Source organism: Mycobacterium sherrisii (assembly GCF_002102355.1).
GTDB lineage: Bacteria > Actinomycetota > Actinomycetes > Mycobacteriales > Mycobacteriaceae > Mycobacterium > Mycobacterium sherrisii.
On record NZ_LQPT01000016.1, the window covers coordinates 98389 to 114795 of the forward strand.

The window sequence follows — 16407 nt, forward strand, 5'->3', positions numbered from 1 at the left end:
ATGGATGTCCGCGAACTGAAAGTTCCTGGCGCCTGGGAGATCACGCCGAAGCTGCACGGCGACACGCGGGGAATGTTCTTCGAATGGCTTACCGACCACGGTTTCCGCGACTTCGCGGGTCATGCGCTCAATGTGCAGCAGGCCAATTGCTCGGTGTCGGCGGCCGGAGTGCTGCGGGGCCTGCACTTCGCGCAGCTGCCGCCCAGCCAAGCCAAGTACGTGACGTGTGTTCATGGCGCGGTGTTCGACGTGGTCGTCGATATCCGGGTCGGGTCGCCGACGTTCGGGCAGTGGGACTCTGTCCTGCTCGACGACCAGGACCGCCGCACGATTTACCTCTCGGAGGGCCTCGGCCACGGTTTTCTTGCGCTGCAGGACAACTCGACGGTCATGTACCTGTGCTCGGCCGAATACAATCCGCAGCGCGAGCACACCATCTGCGCAACCGATCCGGCGCTGGGCATCGACTGGCCGCTGGTCGACGGCGCCGCCCCGAGCCTGTCCGAGCGCGACGCCGCCGCGCCCAACCTCGACGAGGTCCACGCGGCCGGGTTGCTCCCGACGTGGGAAGAGACTCAGAAGTTCGTCGCGCAGCTCCGCAACCGCGGCTGACATCACGATCGCTCCGGCCGATTTGCCGAATCCGCTTTTGGCGGCGTTTGCTGACGTTACGATGGCCGACAGCGCGGGGGCCGACGGGGGCCGACGACGGGTTTGGGTCAATGAAACTCGGGCAGACGCTCGCGCGGGTATTCGATCCCCGAAACAATGCGCTGAATGCCTGGCGACTGATTCTGGCGACGGGCGTGATCTTGGAACACGCCTGGCCCCTCACCGGCCGTAACTTGCTTCCCCCATTCGACCAGCTCATCTCCCAGGTCTGGGTGGACGGGTTCTTCGTCATTTCTGGATTCCCGATCACCGCGAGTTGGGTGCACAACCCCCGACTGCGGGAATACGCCACCGCGCGAGCGTTGCGCATCTTTCCGGCGTTGTGGGTTTGCCTGCTGGTCGTGGCTTACGTGATCGCCCCGATCGGCGTGGCGATCCAGGGCGGGCCGGTCGCAAAGATCTGGCTGTCCCTTGCGCCGCTCGAATACGTGCTGAACAACGCCGTGCTCAACTTCTTTCACGTCGGGATCGCGGGAACACCGACGGGCGTCCCGCGGCCGGGTGTGTGGGATGGCCCGTTGTGGACCCTTGCCTTCGAACTGGTCTGTTATGTCGCCGTCGCGGTTGCCGGTCTTGCCGGGCTGCTCAAACGCCGCTGGCCCGCGCCGGTGGTGTTCGCCGTGGCGGTCGCGGCGTCGGCGCTGCTCTCCTACCCGGTGCTGCGGGCCGAGACCATCCCCCAGATGGTGGCCCGCTTCGCCGTCGTGTTCGCCGCCGGTGCGGTGCTGCATCAGTACCAGGACCTGATCCCGGCGCGCTGGTCGCTGGTCGCGCTGTGTGCCGCAATCGTGGTCGCGGCCGGCGTGCTGGTGCCCAATTACCGTGTGGTCGCCGCCATTCCGCTGGCATACGCGGTGGTTGTCTCGGGCGCTCTGATGCACAATCCGCGCTTGCGATTGCGAACCGACCTCTCCTACGGCGTCTACATCTACGCATGGCCCATCCAGCAATTGCTCGTCATATGCGGACTCGGTTTCCTGCCCCCGGTTCCGTTCACCGTCCTCGCGGCGCTGTCCACCTTGCCGCTGGCCGCCCTGAGCTGGTTCCAAATCGAGAAGCGCGCGTTGTCACTCAAATCACGCCTCCAGCACAACTCGCCCCTTGCGGCGGATGGCAAGCTGGGATCCGACGTTGTGGATCCCGAGACGGCCCGGGGGTAGGCGACAAACACAGATAAGGGCTCATGAAGTTAGCGCAAGCGTTCGACCCCCGGAATAATGCACTGAATCTGTTTCGGCTGGGGTTGGCTGCCGAGGTGATGGTTTTCCATTCCTGGCCGGTCACCGGCCGCACGCCGCCGCATCTGCTGCTGCAGCTGCTCTTTTCGGTGGGCGTCGACGGATTCTTCGCGATTTCGGGATTTTTGATCACCGCCAGCTGGGTCAACGATCCGAGACTGCGCGATTTCTTGACCGCCCGGGCGCTGCGCATCCTGCCGGGTTTCTACGTTTGCCTGATCGTCACCGCGTTCGTGTTCGCCCCCCTCAATCTGGCGCTCAACGGGGGGTCGGCCGCGGAGCTGCTGAGGTCGTCCGAGCCGATCGAGTACGTCCTGAAAAACGGTGCGGTGGCCTATCTGCACCACTACGTCGGAGACACGCCGGTCGGGGTCCCGTTCGCCGACGGCGGCTGGAACGCGTCGCTGTGGTCTTTGATCTGGGAGTTGCTGTGCTACCTCGCGGTCGCGGGCATCGGGCTGGCCGGCTTGGCCAATCGGCGCTGGGTGTCACCGATGATCTTGGCGGCGGCCGTGATTGGGGCACTGTTCGTGCCGCCGCTGACCTTCCCGGGCGTGTGGACCATCCCGCAGCTCGCGGTGCGGTCGGCCATCATGTTCGCGGCCGGCGCGGTGATGTATCAATGGCGGGACGCCATTCCGGCTCGCTGGTCACTCGTGGCGGTCTGTGTGGTCGTCGTCGTGATCGCGGCCGCGTTGCTGCCGGACTACCGGGTCGTCGCGGCGCTGCCGCTGGCCTACGTCGTCATCGTGTCCGCGGTCATGATTCACAACCAGCGCTTGCGGCTGCGCACCGATTTGTCGTACGGCGTTTACATTTACGCGTTCCCCATGCAGCAGTTGCTGGCAGGTTGTGGGCTCGCGACGTTGCCGTTGTTCGCGTTCGCGGGTCTGTCGACGGCGGCCGTGCTGCCGTTGGCCGCGCTCAGCTGGTTCCTGATAGAGAAACCCTCTCAGTCGCTCAAGGCCCGGCTCAAACTTAGGTGGCACGCCACTGAGCTGGCTGAAGCCAGCCGCGGGGGGTGATCGTCGGCGTTGCTGTAGCGGCGTCACCCGGCGCGACGGTCGAAAGTGGATATGATTGCGCCACATGGGGTTGGGAACTACGCGTGCGACGCGGATGACACTCGGGCGGGCATTCGATCCGCAAAGCAATGCGCTGAACGCTTGGCGGTTGCTGTTGGCCGCCGAGGTGATCCTGTGGCACTCCTTCCCGGTCACGGGCCACACCGTGACGGCCAAACCCGTTCTTCAGCTGCTTTTTTCAACCGGAGTCGACGGGTTCTTCGCGCTCTCGGGGTTTCTGATCACCTCCAGTTGGCTGCGCGATCCCCGGCTGCGTGACTACCTGTGTGCCCGGGCGCTGCGCATCCTGCCCGGACTGTGGGCGTGCTTGGTGGTAACGGCGTTCGTGATCGCCCCGCTCGGTGTGGCGATCCAGGGCGGTCATGCTGGCAGGCTGTTATTTTCCAGCGCGCCAATCGAATACGTGGTGAAAAACAGCACACTGCTGTCGGCGCTGGCACTGGACATCGCCGGAACCCCCGCCGGCGTTCCGGAGCACGGGATGTGGAACGGCTCCGTGTGGACCCTGGTGTGGGAGGTGCTGTGCTACCTCGTGGTCGCCGGGCTCGGCCTGATCGGACTGGCGAACCGCCGCTGGCTTCCGGTCGGGGTGTTGGCGCTCGGAATCCTCGCGGCAATTCTGTTGCCGCCGCTGAGCTACCCCGGGCCATGGACCAACACGCAACTCGCGGTCCGCTTCGCGATCATGTTTTCGGCCGGCGCGGTGATGTACCTGTGGCGAGACATCATTCCGGCCCGGTGGTCACTGGTGGCGGTGAGCGTACTCATCGTCGCGGCCGCCAGCCTGTTGCCCGACTACCGGGTGGTCGGCGCGCTGCCGCTGGCCTACGCGATCATCGTGTCGGGTTCGCTGCTGCGGCACGAAAGATTGCGGTTGCGCACCGACTTGTCTTACGGCGCCTACATTTACGCCTTCCCGGTTCAGCAATTGCTGGTCATCTGCGGTCTGTCCGCGCTACACCCGGTGTTGTTCTTCATAGTCGCCACCGCCGCGACCCTGCCGCTGGCCGCGCTGAGCTGGGTCCTGATCGAAAAGCCTGCGCGATCACTGAAATTCCGACTCAGGCGAAAGGTCGACCGCGAGCCCGTCGACGCCGAACTCGCCTACGCCAGCCGCACCTGACGCCGGCGGTGCGCGTCGTCGCCATATCAGACGCGCGTGCAAAAAGGCCGTGACTACGCTTTACTACTGGAACGGCATGACGCCAGGAGTCCGGACGACGATGAAGCTCGGGCAGGTTTTCGACCCGCGTCACAACGCGCTCAACGCGTTGCGACTCGCGATGGCCACCGAGGTGATCCTGTGGCACTCGTTCGCCCTCACGGGTGTGCTGCCGCCGTCGGGTCCGGTGCGGCAATTGCTGTTCGGGATCGGTGTCGACGGGTTCTTCGCGATCTCGGGATTCCTCATCACCGCAAGTTGGCTCAACAACCCGCGGGTGCGCGACTACGTCGTCTCGCGAGCTTTGCGCATCCTGCCGGGGCTATATGTCTGTCTGATGGTGACCGCGTTTGTCTTCGCCCCGATCGGGCTGACGATCCAGGGCGGATCGGGCGCGAGGCTGCTGCTGTCCGGCGCACCCCTCGAGTACGTGCTGGACAACAGTGCCGTGGCGCTACTCAAGTTCGATGTCGGTGGTACGCCGACCGGGATTCCTTATCCGGGGGTCTGGAACGGTTCGCTGTGGACGCTCATCTACGAGGTGCTGTGCTATGCCGCTGTTGTCGTGCTCGGTCTGTTGGGACTGGGCCGACGCCGGTGGACGTCGGTGGTGATGTTGGCACTGGCGCTGGGCCTTGCAGCATCCTTGCCGCCCATGACTTTTCCCGGGACATGGAGCAACGCGCAGTGCATCGCACGCTTCGCCGTCATGTTCGCCGCCGGCGCCGTCGTGTATCAGTGGAAGGACGCGATTCCCGCTCGACGCTGGCTCGTCGCGCTGAGTGTTGTGATCGTCGCCGCGTCGAGCCTGCTGCCCGATTACCGTCTCATCGGCGCCCTGCCGTTGGCGTATGCCCTCATCGTTTCCGGCGCACTCATTCACAACGAATACCTGCGGTTGCCGACCGATCTGTCCTATGGCACCTACATTTACGCGTTTCCGATCCAGCAGTTGCTGATCATCGGCGGTCTCGGCCAGCTGAACCCGCTCGTGTTCGCCGTCGTCGCGACGCTGGCCACGCTGCCGCTGGCCGCGCTGAGCTGGTTTCTGGTCGAGCGGCCGGCGCAGGCGTTCAAATCTCGGCTCAAACGGCGCTGGGGCGGTCCCGAACTCGCGGCCAGCCCCGCATGACGCCGGCGGCAGCGTGATCGGCTTGGGCGCGTCCGTCCCCCGGTGGCTGGATGCCCGCCCGGCACGGTGAACACATGCAGCCGGCTTATCAGCTGCCGACGGTCAGGTTTTGCCGACAGCGTTTTCAACCAGCTGGTCAAGCTTCGCGGCGGTGGCCGTCAGCACCGACGTCGCCACGCCCAGAATCCGCTCCCTTACCCGGGGTTTTGCCGAGGCGGGCGGGAGCAACTGCCCCACCAGATGACCGAACAGGTCCAACCGGCATTCGGACAGCCACGCGGTCAGTTCCGGGTCGTCAAACCAGCGCAGTTGGTTGGCGTAGTCGGCCCGCGCCAGGCGCAACCAGTCCAGGTCGGTGTCGGGATGCGGCAGCGCCTCACCCAACCGGTTTTTGCGGTCGTCATCGGCATAAGCCGCCTCCACGTGGGCGGTCAGCGCCGCACTGAATACCTGCTGGCAGCCGCGTACGCTTTGCAGCGTGATCCGACCGGATTCGAAAATGGGTGTGGCGGGCCGCTTTTCGGCACCGTCGGCGCTGCAGTCGAGGTAAAGGGTGCGGTCGTCAACCCGCCGTACGCCGCCTTCGAGGACCATCTGGTGGGCTTGCACCCGCAGCAGGTGGCCGCACCGCACGATGTCGTTGATGCGCCGGAGTTGGTCCAGTTCGGCGTGCGTGACGGTGGCGCAGCGGTACATGGTCGGCCGGATGTCCGGATCGAGCCGCAGCAGGGTGCCGGCGTCTTCGAGACGGATGAGCAAATCGTGCGGGGACGTGGCGTCCCTGATGGCCCGCAGCTGCGCGATGAACGCGGCCTTGATGCGCACGGCGAACATGGGCCCGGGCTGCATGGTCGCTCGATCCAACAGCCAGGAGTCGCGCGGCATGATCCAGGTCAGCCGCTCCGGGTCGATGCCTTGCGCCAGCAGCCACAGGCAGGTGTCGATGCCGGTCTTGCCGGCACCGACGATGACGTAGCGCTCGTAGCCGAGGTTGCCGGGCAGGTCGTTGGGTGGAATGCAGGCGACTTCGGGCGCGACCGGATAGGGCGGCGGCCGCATCGCGGGCACGGTGACGCCCAGGTAGGTGGCATCGACGACGCGGTGTGCGACGCGGACGCGGTACTGCTCGCCGCCCGCGGTGACGAATCGGCCGGCCCCCAGGTATTCGCTGTTCGGGAAGTACTCGACCCGCCCGGTCGGCAACAGCCGGCGGCGCATGACGTGGTCGTAGTAGCCGAGGACCTCTTCGGCGCTCGCCAGCTCGTAGAGCCCCTCGTTCCAGCCGGTGCGCTCGATGGTGTCGCGGCCGAGCCGCAGCGAATTGACGCCGTAGAACGCCGATGGCTGATGCAGCCGGACGAACGGATAAGCGGCGTTCCAGTGCCCGCCGGGAGCAGCGTTGCGATCCACCATCACGACGCGCGCCGAAGTCTCAGAAGTCTCTGTGAGCAGCGTGTCCACGAACGCCATGCCCATGGCACCCGCGCCGATGACGAGGTAATCCGCCTCGATATTCTGCATACGGGCTCAACGCTAGCCCGCGCCGCCGCGACAAGTCAGCTCACCTTGCAACCCAGTAAACCGGTTACTAGGATATCCAAGTATCCGCTCGCTTACGCGAACTCACACCCCGAGGGCACCCCATGACCACTCAGATCCCGCACTTCATCGATGGCAAGCGCGTCGCCGGCCAATCCGGGCGCACCGCCGACGTGTTCAACCCCAGCACCGGCGAGGTGCAGGCATTAGTCCCGATGGCCTCGTCGGCTGACGTCGATGCGGCGGTCGCCTCCGCGGTCGAAGCCCAAAAAGGTTGGGCCGCAACCAATCCGCAGCGGCGCGCACGCGTGATGATGAGGTTCATCGACCTGGTCAACAAGAACGTCGACGAGCTGGCCGAGCTGTTGTCCCTCGAGCACGGCAAGACGGTTGCCGATTCGCGCGGCGACATCCAGCGCGGCATCGAGGTCATCGAGTTCGCCGTCGGGATCCCGCATCTACTCAAGGGTGAATACAGCGAGGGCGCCGGCCCCGGGATCGACGTCTACTCGCTGCGCCAGCCCCTGGGCGTGGTGGCGGGTATCACCCCGTTCAACTTCCCTGCCATGATCCCGCTGTGGAAGGCCGGCCCCGCGCTGGCCTGCGGAAACGCCTTTGTGCTCAAGCCCAGCGAGCGCGACCCGTCGGTCCCGGTGCGGCTGGCCGAGCTTTTTCTCGAGGCCGGCCTGCCGCCGGGTGTGTTCCAGGTCGTGCACGGCGACAAGGAAGCCGTCGACGCAATCCTGCACCACCCCGACATTCAGGCGGTCGGCTTCGTCGGCAGTTCCGACATCGCCCACTACATCTACGCGACCGCCGCGGCCAACGACAAGCGGTCGCAGTGTTTCGGCGGAGCCAAGAACCACATGATCGTGATGCCCGACGCCGACCTGGATCAGGCTGTCGACGCGCTGATCGGCGCCGGCTACGGCAGTGCGGGCGAGCGCTGCATGGCGATCAGCGTTGCGGTGCCCGTCGGCGAGCAAACCGCGGATCGCTTGCGCGCCAGGCTCGTTGAACGGATCAACAACCTGCGCGTGGGCCACAGCCTGGACCCCAAGGCCGACTACGGCCCGCTGGTCACCGAGGCCGCGGTGGCCCGGGTGCGCAATTACATCGACCAGGGTGTGGCCGCCGGTGCCGAGATCGTGATCGACGGGCGCGAGCGGCGCAGCGACGACCTGACATTCGGTGACGCCAACCTCGAGGGTGGCTTCTTCATCGGGCCCACCCTGTTCGACCACGTCACCCCCGACATGTCCATCTACACCGACGAAATCTTCGGGCCCGTGTTGTGCATCGTGCGGGCGCACGACTACGAGGAGGCGCTGCGACTGCCGTCCGAACACGAATACGGCAACGGTGTCGCCATCTTCACCCGCGACGGTGACGCCGCCCGCGACTTCGTGTCCCGGGTGCAGGTCGGCATGGTCGGCGTCAACGTGCCGATCCCGGTCCCGGTCGCCTACCACACCTTCGGCGGTTGGAAACGCTCCGGATTCGGCGACCTCAACCAGCACGGCCCCGCCTCGATCCAGTTCTACACCAAGGTCAAGACGGTGACCTCGCGGTGGCCGTCCGGCATCAAGGACGGCGCCGAGTTCGTCATTCCGACAATGGATTAGGCCATGTTCACCCTCAACGACGAGGAACGGGTCATCTCCGAAACGGCGGCCGCGTTCGCCACCAAGCGCCTTGCCCCGTACGCCCTGGAATGGGACACCGACGCGCATTTCCCGACCGACGTCTTACGCGAGGCCGCCGAGCTCGGCATGGCGGCGATTTACTGTCGCGAAGACGTCGGCGGGAGCGGCCTGCGCCGGCTCGACGGGGTTCGGATCTTCGAGCAGCTGGCGATCGCCGATCCCACCACCGCGGCGTTCCTGTCCATCCACAACATGTGTGCCTGGATGATCGACACCTTCGGTACCGCCGAGCAACGCAAGGAATGGATTCCGCGGCTGGCGCCGATGGATGTCATCGCCAGCTACTGCCTGACCGAACCCGGCGCCGGGTCCGACGCCGCCGCACTGAGCACCCGTGCGGTCAAGCAGGGCCCCGACTTCGTACTCGACGGTGTCAAGCAGTTCATCTCCGGCGCGGACGCCTCCGATATGTACGTGGTGATGGCCAGGACGGGAAGCGATGGCCCGCGCGGCATTTCGGCGTTCATCGTCGAAAAAGGCACTCCGGGGCTGAGTTTCGGCGCACCCGAGCAGAAGATGGGCTGGCACGCCCAACCGACCGCGCAGGTGATCCTGGACGGTGTGCGGGTGCCCGCCGATGCGATGCTCGGCGGCGCCGACGGCGAGGGGGCCGGGTTCGGCATCGCGATGAACGGTCTCAACGGTGGCCGGCTCAACATCGCGGCGTGTTCGCTGGGCGGTGCCCAGGCCGCCTTCGACAAGGCCGGCGCCTATGTGCGCGACCGTCAGGCCTTCGGCTCGGCACTGCTCGACGAACCCACCATCCGCTTCGCCCTGGCCGACATGGCGACCGGCCTGGAAACTTCGCGAATGATGTTGTGGCGCGCGGCCAACGCACTGGATACCGACGATCCCGACAAGGTCGAGCTGTGCGCCATGGCCAAGCGCTATGTCACCGACACCTGCTTCGACGTCGCGGACAGGGCCCTGCAATTGCACGGCGGCTATGGCTACCTGCGTGAGTACGGTCTGGAAAAGATCGTTCGCGATCTTCGGGTGCACCGCATCCTGGAAGGGACCAACGAAATCATGCGGGTGGTCATCGGCCGGGCCGAGTCCGCCCGGTTTCGCGCCAATGGGTAGAAGGGCCGAGATGACTGAGCATTTGACGGTGGCGTTCCTGGGCCTGGGCAACATGGGCGCGCCGATGGCGGCCAATCTCGTCGCCGCCAAGCATGCGGTGCGCGGCTTCGATCCGGTGCCCGCGGCGCTGGCCGCCGCCGTCGCCGACGGCGTCACCGGGTTCGACAGCGCCGGCGACGCGGTGGCCGACGCGGACGTGGTCATCACCATGTTGCCCAACGGTGAGCTGGTCAAGCGCTGCTACGCCGAGGTGCTGCCGTCCGCCCGCCCGGGCGCGTTGTTCATCGACAGCTCGACCATCTCGGTCAACGACGCCCGCGAGGTACACGCGCAGGCCGAGTCGCAGGGCGTGGTGCAGCTGGACGCCCCGGTCTCCGGCGGGGTGAAGGGCGCCGTCGCGGGAACGCTGGCGTTCATGGTGGGCGGCGACGACGACGTGGTGCAACGCGCCCGGCCCGTGCTGGAACCGATGGCGGGCAAGATCATTCATTGCGGCGGTGCCGGGGCCGGGCAGGCCGCCAAGGTCTGCAACAACATGGTGCTGGCGGTTCAACAGATCGCGATCGGCGAGGCGTTCGTGCTCGCCGACAAGCTCGGGCTCTCCGCGCAGTCACTGTTCGACGTGATCACGGGGGCCACCGGAAACTGCTGGGCCGTACACACGAATTGCCCGGTGCCGGGCCCGGTTCCGACCTCGCCGGCCAACCATAACTTCAAGCCGGGCTTCGCGGCCGCGCTGATGAACAAGGACCTCGGCCTGGCCATGGATGCGGTGTCCTCGACGGGTTCGGCGGCCCCGTTGGGCAAGCACGCCGCGGCGATCTACGCCGAGTTCGTCGCCTCCGATGCCGCCCACGCGGCCTTGGACTTCAGCGCGATCATCGAGGCGCTGCGCTAGTGAGAGCCGAGACTTAAAAGTCGCCGGCGTTGCGGCGCAACGTTTCGATCGACTCGACCAGGGCCTGCGACTCGGCGAGGTCCATGCCGATGTCGGCGAACACCTGCTCGTTGAGCGTGACCGTGGCGTCCTCGACGGTGGACCGGCCAAGTTCGGTAATCTGCACCAGCGTCGTGCGGCCGTCGGTGGGGTGTGGGACGCGCTGCACCAGCCCGTCGGCCTCGAGACGGCGGATCGCGTGGGTCACGCTGGTCACGTGAACCTGCAGCCGGTCGGAGGCCTTGGTGATCGGCAGCGCCCCGGTCCGGCTGAACGCCAGTAGCCGCAACAGCTCGTAACGCGAAAAGCTCAAGTCGTAGGGGCGTAGCGCCGCCTCGACCCGGGCCAGCAGGATCTGGTGCGCACGCATCACCGAGGTCACCGCGACCATGCCCTGCGAGACGTCCCCCCAGCCCGCACGCTCCCAGTTGGTCCGCGCGGCGGCTATCGGGTCACGCTTCTTCTCGACCGCCACACGCCTTTTCTTACCGCACTTGCGGCCGCGGCGGGGGCGACCGGCGCGATTGTGCCGGTGACTATTTGCTCACCGCGGCCAGCACCGCCAGCGTGGATTCGCGGCTGCCGACGGTGATGCGAGCACCGCCGTCCGGGTAGCAGCGCACCCGCAGACCGGTGCCGGCGAAGGTCTCGCTCCAGCGCTGCCCCGTCGCCGGCAGGTACATGAAGTTCGCGTGCGCGTCGGTGGTGTAGATGCCCAGCCCGGACAGCCGCATCCGCAGGTAGCGCCGCTCGGCGGTGATGAGCCGGATCCGTTGCTGCAGTTCGTCTTCGGCCTCGTACGAGGCGATCACGGCGGGCAGGCTGGTCAACGCGATGCCGAACGGCAGCTGCTGGGACCACAGCGTCTCGGCCAGCTGTGGTGCCGCCACGCCGTAGCCGATCCGCAGCCCGGCCAACCCGTATGCCTTGGAGAACGTCCGGACCACCACCACGTTCGGGAAGCGCGGTATCAGCGCCGCGATATCGATCCAGTGGTCGGGCGCGGCGAACTCGATATACGCCTCGTCAAGCAGCACGACGGTGTCTCGCGGTACCCGGCGCAAAAAGCGCAGCAAGTGCGCCACCGGCTCCAGCGTCCCGGTGGGGTTGTGCGGTCGGCACACCACCACCACCCGCGCCGTGGCGGCCGCGGCCGCCAGCCGGTCGAAGTCGTTGTGGCCGCCCTTGTCGAGCGGCACGCTGACCGCCTTCAGCCGCGCCATCCGCGCGATGATCGGGTAGCCGTCGAAGGTCGGTGTCGACATGACCATCGTGTCACCGGCAACGGTAAGCGCCTGCAGGGCTTGCAGCACCACTCCCGTCGCGCCCGCGCCGAGCACCACCTGGTCCGCGGGCACCCCGATGCGGCCCGCGATCACGCCGCGTAACCGGTCGGGCAGGAACTCCGGGTAGCGGTTGGCGGCATCGATCGATCGAACCAGCACCGACCGTACCGCGGGCAGTGGGGGGAACGGATTCTCGTTCAGCGACAGCGCAAGTGGATCGGTCGCGTGGGGAAACACGCAAGCATCCTCGGCGGCAACCGGACTCAGGATGGGCCGCATCACTCTCGGCCGCCCCACCGCACCGCCGCCGCACCGGCGAAGTCACCGGCGTGGGCAAAACCGGCCATCAGCACCACATCACCGGCTTTGAGCTGGCCGTCGGAGATCGCGCGATCGAGGTTGATCGGGATGCCGGCACCGAACAGGTTGCCGCACTGGTCGAACGTGTCGCGGTGCCGCTCGGCGGGCAACTCGAGCGCTTCCCGCCAGTTCCGCAGAAAAGCCCGGTTCGGCTGGTTGGTGACCAACAGGTCGATGTCCTTGGCGGGCACGCCTATTCGGTCACAGACCGCGTATGCCACCTCCGGCACCTGCCGGTTGCCGCGGGCCAGCACCTTGGTGATCTTGCTTTCGGTGAAGCCGATGCTGCCCTCCCCCGGGCCGGCCTGCCACCACTTGCGGGGCGGGTCGAAGGACAGCGCCATCTCCCCGGCGTGTTCGCCGTAGGTGCGGCACTCGACGTCCAGGATCGGCGATTGGTCGCCGAGGGTGACCAGCCCGACGGCGGCGCCGTCGCCAGGCACCGCCGATTGCGCCTTGCGACGGATGGTGGGCTGATCGAAGAATTGGCCCGCGGCGTTCTGCGCGACGGCGATCAGTGCCGTGCGTCCCTCGCCCGACGCCAGCAGCTTACGAGCGACGTTGAGCGCCAACACAAATGCGGCGCACCCGCCGTTGTTCAGGTCCAGCACCCACGACGGACGTAGCCCGAGCCGGTGCGCGATACCCCCGCCCTGCCCGTAGAACGCCATGTCGGGGACTTGCGTGTGGGTGATCAGCACGTCGGCGCCTTCGACGACGTCGTGCCCGTGCCGCTCGATCAGGCCCGCGACCGCACGCTCGATCATGTCGATGGAGCTTTCCTGCGGTCCGACGTGATGACGGAACTTCGGCGCCCGGAACATGACATTGTCCCGCAGGTCGTCGGTTTCGGCGAACTGAGCGTAGTAGTCCGCCGGGATCGGCGGGCCGGGCAGATAGGTGGAGACGTCGATCAGGCTGACACTCGGGGTACCCATGGCGTGCTCATTTCATCCAGTCGGGGGTGACCGAGAGGCCATTGCGGTGGCGATACTCGGCGATTGCCTTGAGGTTCTTCAGCTCCAGCAGATGCCCGGCGCCGAACATGTCCCAGAAGTCGCCGACCCACACCGGCCGTTGCGGCGGGGCGGTCTGCGGGTACGGGTTCTCGTCGTAGAACGGGTGGTGGCAATTCGTCCACAGCACCACCGAACCCGGCTTGTTCAGCACCAGTTGCGCGTCGACTACCCGCATCAAATAGATCATCCACAGGTGCTGGCCCTGATCCCAGGCGCAGTGATAGTCGACGGTGCGGGCCACCGGATTGGCGACCGTGCGGGTGTAGATCTCGGTCTCCGAGCCGAGCCGGTCGTACGCCAGCCACAACCCCGGTTCGTCGGTCGGGGTGAAGCCGCGCAGGCTGTAGGTCCACTCCTCGAGGCTGCGGGTGTCGGACAGGTACGCGTAGAGCTCGTCCGGGGGGCAGTCGATGTAATCGTTGACGGTGCAGTATTCCCCGAACACCTGGTCGTGCGGGTACACCGAACGCATCATGTCCATGATCACCGGTGTGGCTTTTTCCCGCGGCGAGGTTTCGATGCGGGTGACCCCGTCGAGGACGTCGGGAATATCTTCAAGCGCTGGCAGCGACATCGGGGTAGCCCTCCTTAACGGTCGAAATATGGCTCCCGGCACCGGATTCGGACGTCGCGGTAAGGAAGGGAGCGAACGGGGCGATCTCGTCGGCGGCGCACTCGACGCCGATCACCGCCGGCCCGTCGATCTCGAGGGCCGCGCGCATGGCGTCGGCGAGTCCGCCGCGGTCGCTAACATCCATCGACATCAGGCCGGGGAACATGGCGGCCAGCCCGGCGCCGAGCTGGCTGGGCCGGAAGCGGTTGTAGCTGTACACGTTGTCGTAGTACAGCTGCTCGCGGGTCACACACATGGCGTGCGCGTTGTTGTTGAACAACACGAAGGTGACCGGCAGCCGGTACTGCACCGCGGTGTGCACCTCCATGCCGTGCATGAAAAATGCGCCGTCACCGGCGATCACGACGGTGCGCCCGGCCGGCCGGCCGGTGTTGGCTCGCCCGAAGGCCATCCCGATCCCGGCACCGAAGCTGTAGCCCATGCCGCCCATGCCCAACGCGACGGCGAACCTGCCGTCGCGCCGCGCCGGCAAGTAATGCACGGCGGAAGCACCGGTGTTGCCCGCGTCGACCACGATGTCTGCGCCGTCGGGTAACACTTCGTCGAGCACCGCCATGGCGTCGCGGTAGCGCACACCGGTACCGACGCAGGACGGTGGCGTCAGCTCCGAGCGTCCCACGGCGTCGGGAACTCTTACCCCCGTTGGCCGTCCGCTGCCGGCCAACGCCCGAGTCAGCGTCCGCAACGCGGTGCGCAGATCCCCGGTGTGCACGTGCGCGCAGGGGATGTACGGGCGCGCGGAGCCGATAGAGACGGTGCGCACGGCGGCCAGGGCTGCATCGAGACCGGCTCGGGCGGTGACCGGCAATCGGGTGCCGACCACCAGGCACACGGCGCTGGCGGCGATCGCTTCCGCGACGCCGGGGTGGCCCATCACACCGGTCACCCCTAAGGCCGAAGATCGGCCGAATCCCGGTGTGCCCGAAGCATCTTTGGCGTCGGGCACGGTTGCAACCCGGGCACGCAGGACCGCGCGCAAGGCCTCGAGCTCGCCGCGGGCGTCGTCGCGGGCCACCTGCTCGCCCGCGATGATCGTGATCGGTCCGCCGGCGTCGCGCAGCAGGCCCACGATTCGATGCGTATCTCCGATCGGGCGCGGGTCGACGGCCGGGGCTTGCGGCACGGCCCCCGCGCAAACCCGAGCCTGCTGAATATCTTTGGGCAGCAACACCACTGCCGGTCCTCCGGTGCGTGCCGCGGCGATGGCCCGGGACAGTGCCGCGCCGACCTCGGCCGGCCGCAACACCCGCTCGGTGTACACCGAGACCGCGGAGAACACCGCCTCGACGTCAAGGGAGCCGTTAGCGCCACTGGTGTCTTGAAACGAGCCCCTGCCGTCCAGGGTGGTCGGCGTCTGACCGACCAGCGCCAGCACCGGGACCCGGCTGGTGAGCGACTCCCCAAGACCCGCTACAAGATTCAGCGCACCCCCACCGGAAGTCGCCGCGACCACACCCAGACCGGCGCCGCTGCGGCTGTAGCCATCGGCCATGGCGGCCGCCGAGAATTCGTGCTTGGCCAGTACCGCAGTGACGCCGGTGTGGAAATGTGCTGCGTCGTAAAGATCTTCGATGTTGGCGCCGTCCACTCCGAAGATATGGTTCGCGCCGGTCGACGCGAGGCATTCGACGATGTGGTCAACAGCCCGGTAACTCCGAGGCATCTGCTCACCTAAGTTCTATTGAGACGATGCCTTTGACACGAGTCAGGTGATCGCGGGGTTCACCTGCCGGGTTACAGCGAGCGTTCCAGCAGAACCTCGCCGCTGTCGGCCGCCACCACCTGCACGGCAGCGATCTGCTCGAGTGGTGTCGAAATGCTCGCGGCCGGCGTCGCGGTGTGGCCCGGTTCGGCCACCCAGGTCGCCAGCCGGGTCTTGCTGCCGTCGCGACCCACCACCACCATGGCCAGCGTGTCGTGGTGCGCGTACGGCGGAGCCAGGCAGACGCACTTCAGGTTGATCGCGGTGCCCCAATGCTGGCTGGACAACTGGACCGTCGATGCCAGCATCGTGGTACCCACCTGCGCCATCTCCGACGACTGGGCCACGGTCTGCGTGGACGCCGGGGACGAGGACCGGTCCTGGAAACCCTGGAAACCCTGGACGCCCAAGAACACGCCGACCGCCAGCACCGCGGCCGCGGCCGACGACGCCACCCAGGTGATGATCCTGGCGCGGCGACGCCGCCAGGCCACCTTCGCCAGCAATGACGGCAACAACTCGGGCGACGGCTCCGGCGGCGCCGCCGCGGCGTCCCCGGACTGGCCCATGGCGGCCACCTCTTCACGATCGAGCTGCGACAGCAGGGCCGGCACCCCGCTGAGCTCGGCGACGGCCTCCCGGCAGGCCGGGCACTGGGCCAGGTGCGCCTCGAACTCGCGGCGGTCGGCCGAGGACAATGACCCCAGCACGTATGCGGCATCCCACATCGCGTACCGGTGGTTGTCACCCATGATCAGACCAAAGACCTCGTTGTCGCCAGGCGGACCCAAGCCGCGCAGCGGCGTCTTCATTTCATCCATCTCCATTCACCCTTCAAGCATTCGGAGCCGA

At 66.9% G+C, this 16407-nt stretch carries 15 protein-coding genes; 8 read left to right on the plus strand and 7 right to left on the minus strand.

All coding sequences use genetic code 11. The features are described 5' to 3' along the window. From rfbC to AWC25_RS01255, 5 genes are all read left to right on the plus strand, one after another. Positions 1–612 (plus strand): dTDP-4-dehydrorhamnose 3,5-epimerase, encoded by a 612-nt coding sequence (rfbC, locus tag AWC25_RS01235; RefSeq protein ID WP_069399149.1) that lies wholly within the window; start codon positions 1–3, stop codon positions 610–612. Positions 613–722: 110 nt separating this feature from the next. Further along, positions 723–1832 carry an acyltransferase family protein gene (locus AWC25_RS01240; protein WP_069399150.1) on the plus strand — a complete coding sequence of 370 codons (1110 nt, stop codon included), beginning with the start codon at positions 723–725 and terminating at the stop codon, positions 1830–1832. A gap of 23 nt (positions 1833–1855) precedes the next feature. Continuing rightward, on the plus strand, positions 1856–2935 hold the full coding sequence (locus AWC25_RS01245; RefSeq protein WP_069399151.1) for an acyltransferase family protein: 1080 nt from the start codon (positions 1856–1858) through the stop codon (positions 2933–2935). Between the two features lie 94 nt (positions 2936–3029). Beyond that, entirely contained in the window at positions 3030–4118 is a 1089-nt protein-coding gene (locus tag AWC25_RS01250; protein ID WP_069399152.1) for an acyltransferase family protein, read from the plus strand. Between the two features lie 100 nt (positions 4119–4218). After that, positions 4219–5289, plus strand: a complete 1071-nt coding sequence (locus tag AWC25_RS01255) for an acyltransferase family protein (protein ID WP_085166236.1) — start codon at positions 4219–4221, stop codon at positions 5287–5289. A gap of 102 nt (positions 5290–5391) precedes the next feature. On the opposite strand, the gene AWC25_RS01260 is transcribed toward AWC25_RS01255, so the two are convergent. Next, complete coding sequence (locus AWC25_RS01260) at positions 5392–6810, minus strand: NAD(P)/FAD-dependent oxidoreductase (protein ID WP_069399154.1); 1419 nt, start codon at positions 6808–6810, stop codon at positions 5392–5394. Between the two features lie 122 nt (positions 6811–6932). Here AWC25_RS01260 and AWC25_RS01265 point away from each other — a divergent pair, with 122 nt between their 5' ends. The 3 genes from AWC25_RS01265 to mmsB are packed head-to-tail and all read left to right on the plus strand — an operon-like array spanning position 6933 to position 10515. Then, the gene (locus AWC25_RS01265) at positions 6933–8453 is read left to right on the plus strand and encodes a CoA-acylating methylmalonate-semialdehyde dehydrogenase (protein ID WP_069399155.1); all 1521 of its coding nucleotides are present in this window, start codon (positions 6933–6935) and stop codon (positions 8451–8453) included. 3 nt (positions 8454–8456) lie between these two features. Next, positions 8457–9617, plus strand: coding sequence for an isobutyryl-CoA dehydrogenase (locus tag AWC25_RS01270; protein WP_069399156.1), 1161 nt, complete (start codon positions 8457–8459; stop codon positions 9615–9617). A 10-nt stretch (positions 9618–9627) separates the two neighbouring features. Then, entirely contained in the window at positions 9628–10515 is an 888-nt protein-coding gene (gene mmsB / locus AWC25_RS01275; RefSeq protein WP_085166237.1) for a 3-hydroxyisobutyrate dehydrogenase, read from the plus strand. A gap of 13 nt (positions 10516–10528) precedes the next feature. Here the strand turns inward: mmsB and AWC25_RS01280 are convergent, their stop codons facing one another. The 6 genes from AWC25_RS01280 to AWC25_RS01305 all read right to left on the minus strand — a co-directional run bounded on the left by AWC25_RS01280 (position 10529) and on the right by AWC25_RS01305 (position 16376). After that, the gene (locus AWC25_RS01280) at positions 10529–11029 is read right to left on the minus strand and encodes a MarR family winged helix-turn-helix transcriptional regulator (protein WP_069399158.1); all 501 of its coding nucleotides are present in this window, start codon (positions 11027–11029) and stop codon (positions 10529–10531) included. Positions 11030–11090: 61 nt separating this feature from the next. After that, the gene (locus AWC25_RS01285; RefSeq protein WP_069399195.1) at positions 11091–12119 is read right to left on the minus strand and encodes a pyridoxal phosphate-dependent aminotransferase; all 1029 of its coding nucleotides are present in this window, start codon (positions 12117–12119) and stop codon (positions 11091–11093) included. Continuing rightward, the gene (locus tag AWC25_RS01290; protein ID WP_069399159.1) at positions 12119–13138 is read right to left on the minus strand and encodes a 3-oxoacyl-ACP synthase III family protein; all 1020 of its coding nucleotides are present in this window, start codon (positions 13136–13138) and stop codon (positions 12119–12121) included. The genes AWC25_RS01285 and AWC25_RS01290 overlap by 1 nt, the downstream gene beginning before the upstream one ends. A 7-nt stretch (positions 13139–13145) precedes the next feature. After that, entirely contained in the window at positions 13146–13793 is a 648-nt protein-coding gene (locus AWC25_RS01295; protein WP_069399160.1) for a hypothetical protein, read from the minus strand. After that, positions 13774–15516, minus strand: a complete 1743-nt coding sequence (locus tag AWC25_RS01300; protein WP_069399161.1) for a thiamine pyrophosphate-binding protein — start codon at positions 15514–15516, stop codon at positions 13774–13776. The genes AWC25_RS01295 and AWC25_RS01300 overlap by 20 nt, the downstream gene beginning before the upstream one ends. Before the next feature lie 71 nt (positions 15517–15587). Continuing rightward, positions 15588–16376 (minus strand): anti-sigma factor family protein, encoded by a 789-nt coding sequence (locus AWC25_RS01305; protein ID WP_269749106.1) that lies wholly within the window; start codon positions 16374–16376, stop codon positions 15588–15590. Positions 16377–16407 lie beyond the last annotated feature (31 nt).